At 56.7% G+C, this 2,933-nt stretch carries 4 protein-coding genes and 1 pseudogene; all 5 read left to right on the top strand.

The genetic code is table 11. The features are described from left to right. A pseudogene (locus AAAB16_RS19830) lies at nt 1–699 on the top strand (signal recognition particle protein); the annotation flags it as partial. A 217-nt stretch (nt 700–916) separates the two neighbouring features. After that, nucleotides 917–1,168, top strand: coding sequence for a 30S ribosomal protein S16 (gene rpsP / locus AAAB16_RS19835; RefSeq protein WP_108095776.1), 252 nt, complete (start codon nt 917–919; stop codon nt 1,166–1,168). Between the two features lie 5 nt (nt 1,169–1,173). Then, nucleotides 1,174–1,710, top strand: a complete 537-nt coding sequence (rimM, locus tag AAAB16_RS19840; protein WP_340664876.1) for a ribosome maturation factor RimM — start codon at nt 1,174–1,176, stop codon at nt 1,708–1,710. Nucleotides 1,711–1,728: 18 nt separating this feature from the next. Beyond that, complete coding sequence (gene trmD, locus AAAB16_RS19845) at nt 1,729–2,481, top strand: tRNA (guanosine(37)-N1)-methyltransferase TrmD (RefSeq protein ID WP_110616064.1); 753 nt, start codon at nt 1,729–1,731, stop codon at nt 2,479–2,481. Nucleotides 2,482–2,523: 42 nt separating this feature from the next. Next, nucleotides 2,524–2,874: a 50S ribosomal protein L19 gene (gene rplS / locus AAAB16_RS19850; protein WP_340664877.1), complete on the top strand. Its 351-nt coding sequence runs from the start codon at nt 2,524–2,526 to the stop codon at nt 2,872–2,874. Nucleotides 2,875–2,933 lie beyond the last annotated feature (59 nt).

Here is a 2,933-nt window from a genome sequence, read left to right on the forward strand (position 1 = left end):
GACGCCGCCAACACCGCCAAGGCCTTCGGTGATGCGCTGCCGCTGACCGGCGTGGTGCTGACCAAGGTCGACGGCGATGCCCGTGGCGGTGCCGCGCTGTCGGTACGCCAGATCACCGGCAAGCCGATCAAGTTCCTCGGTATGGGCGAGAAGAGCGACGCGCTTGAACCGTTCCACCCCGACCGTATTGCCTCGCGCATTCTCGGCATGGGCGACGTGCTCAGCCTGATCGAACAGGCCGAGCAGAACCTCGATCGCGACAAAGCTGACAAGCTGGCGAAAAAGCTGAAAAAAGGTAAAGGCTTCGATCTTGAAGACTTCCGCGATCAGCTTATCCAGATGAAAAGCATGGGCGGCCTGGGCGGCCTGATGGACAAACTGCCGAATATCGGTGGCATGAATCTGTCTCAGATGGGCAACGCTCAAGGCGCCGCTGAAAAGCAATTTAAGCAGATGGAGGCGATCATCAACTCGATGACCCCTCAAGAGCGTCGCGATCCGGACGTTATCAGCGGCTCGCGTAAACGCCGTATCGCCATGGGCTCCGGCACCCAGGTGCAAGACATCGGGCGTTTGATCAAGCAGCACAAGCAAATGCAGAAAATGATGAAGAAAGTCACCGCTAAAGGTGGCATGGCGAAAATGATGCGCGGCATGGGCGGTATGTTCCCAGGCGGTGGCGGCATGCCGAAGATGTGAATCCGTTTAGCGTTCCGGCGGCTCTGCAACAGACGCCGTCGGTGCGTTCGATACCCCCACAGCTCGCTCGTGCGGGAGCTGTGGGGGTCTGCCATCGGGGCAGGGCAAAAAGAGATTTGCAAAAATCCCGATAATCCTTAGAATATGCGGCCTTTCGGGCCTAGTGCCTGGCATGTAATTTTAGTTTTGCAGCACCGACTACAGGAACGATGTTCACATGGTAACCATCCGTCTTGCCCGTGGCGGCTCCAAGAAGCGCCCGTTTTACCACCTCACCGTGACCGACAGCCGCAATGCGCGCGACGGTCGTTTCGTTGAGCGTATTGGTTTCTTCAACCCGATCGCATCGGGCGCTGAAATCCGTCTGTCCGTAGACCAAGAGCGTGCTACCTACTGGCTCGGCCAGGGTGCACAGCCTTCTGAGCGCGTTGCTCAGTTGCTCAAGGATGCCGCTAAGGCAGCAGCCTAAGCCGCATGAACGCGACGCCCGCTCCTGCTGATGACCTGATCGTCATCGGTAAGATTGTTTCGGTGCATGGTGTTCGCGGCGAGGTGAAGGTCTTCTCCTTTACCGATCCGATTGACAACCTGCTGGACTACAAACGCTGGACGCTCAAACGCGACGGTGATGTACGACAGGTTGAGTTAGCCCAGGGACGTTCGCAGAACAAAGTCCTCGTAGCAAAGCTGAAGGGTCTCGACGACCGTGAGGAAGCACGTCTTCTCGCGGGTTTCGACATTTGTGTATCCCGCAGCCTGCTCCCAGATCTGACCGATGGCGAGTACTACTGGTACCAGCTCAAAGGTCTGAAGGTAATCGACCAGCTCGGGCAACTGCTCGGGTCTATCGACCACCTGCTGGAAACTGGCGCTAACGATGTGATGGTGGTCAAGCCCTGCGCGGGTAGCCTGGATGATCGCGAACGTTTGCTGCCGTACACGGCGCACTGCGTTCTCTCGGTCGACTTGGCAGCTGGCGAAATGCGGGTTGACTGGGATGCGGACTTCTAAGCAACGGTTAGTAGAGATATGGCTAGCCTGCGTGTTGAAGTCATCAGTTTGTTCCCGGAAATGTTTGCTGCCATCAGCGAATACGGCATTACCAGTCGTGCGGTGAAACAGGGGCTGTTGCAGCTCACCTGTTGGAACCCGCGAAGCTACACCGAAGATCGCCACCAGACGGTGGATGATCGCCCTTTCGGTGGTGGCCCCGGCATGGTTATGAAGATAAAGCCTCTGGAGGGCGCCTTGGCTGATGCCAAGCAGGCCGCTGGAGCGCAGGCGAAGGTAATTTACCTGTCGCCGCAAGGCCGCCAGTTGACTCAGTCAGCCGTGCGAGAACTGGCAAAAGAGGAGACCTTGATCCTCATTGCCGGGCGATATGAAGGCATTGATGAGCGGTTCATAGAAGCGCATGTCGATGAAGAGTGGTCGATTGGAGATTACGTCCTTTCCGGTGGTGAGTTGCCGGCAATGGTCCTGATCGATGCGGTAACGCGTCTGCTGCCTGGTGCGCTGGGTCATGCAGATTCGGCCGAGGAAGACTCCTTTACGGATGGCTTGCTCGACTGCCCGCACTACACCCGACCGGAGGTGTATGCGGATAAGCGCGTTCCCGACGTGTTGCTAAGTGGCAATCACGCACACATCCGGCGCTGGCGTTTGCAACAGTCCCTTGGTCGGACGAGTGAACGACGCGCTGATCTTCTGGAAAGCCGCTCGCTTTCTGGAGAAGAGAAAAAGCTGTTGGCGGAATACATCCGGCAACGGGACGATAGTTAACGTATCGATGGCAGGCCAGTAGGTTTGTCTTAGGAGCACAGCATGACTAACAAAATTATCTTGGCCCTTGAAGCCGAGCAGATGAGCAAAGAGATTCCTCCTTTCGCTCCGGGCGACACCGTAATCGTCCAGGTTAAAGTGAAAGAAGGCGACCGTTCGCGTCTGCAAGCCTTCGAAGGCGTTGTAATTGCCAAGCGTAACCGTGGCGTGAACAGTGCTTTCACTGTTCGTAAAATCTCCAACGGTGTTGGCGTTGAGCGTACCTTCCAGACCTACAGCCCGCTGGTTGACAGCCTGGCCGTCAAGCGTCGCGGTGACGTACGTAAAGCCAAGCTTTACTACCTCCGTGACCTGTCTGGTAAAGCAGCTCGCATCAAGGAAAAACTGGTTTAATCCCAGTCTCCTTGCGAAAAAAGCAGCCCTAGGGCTGCTTTTTTCGCAAGGAGACTGGG

The sequence above is a fragment of the Pseudomonas sp. genome (assembly GCF_037994325.1).
GTDB lineage: Bacteria > Pseudomonadota > Gammaproteobacteria > Pseudomonadales > Pseudomonadaceae > Aquipseudomonas.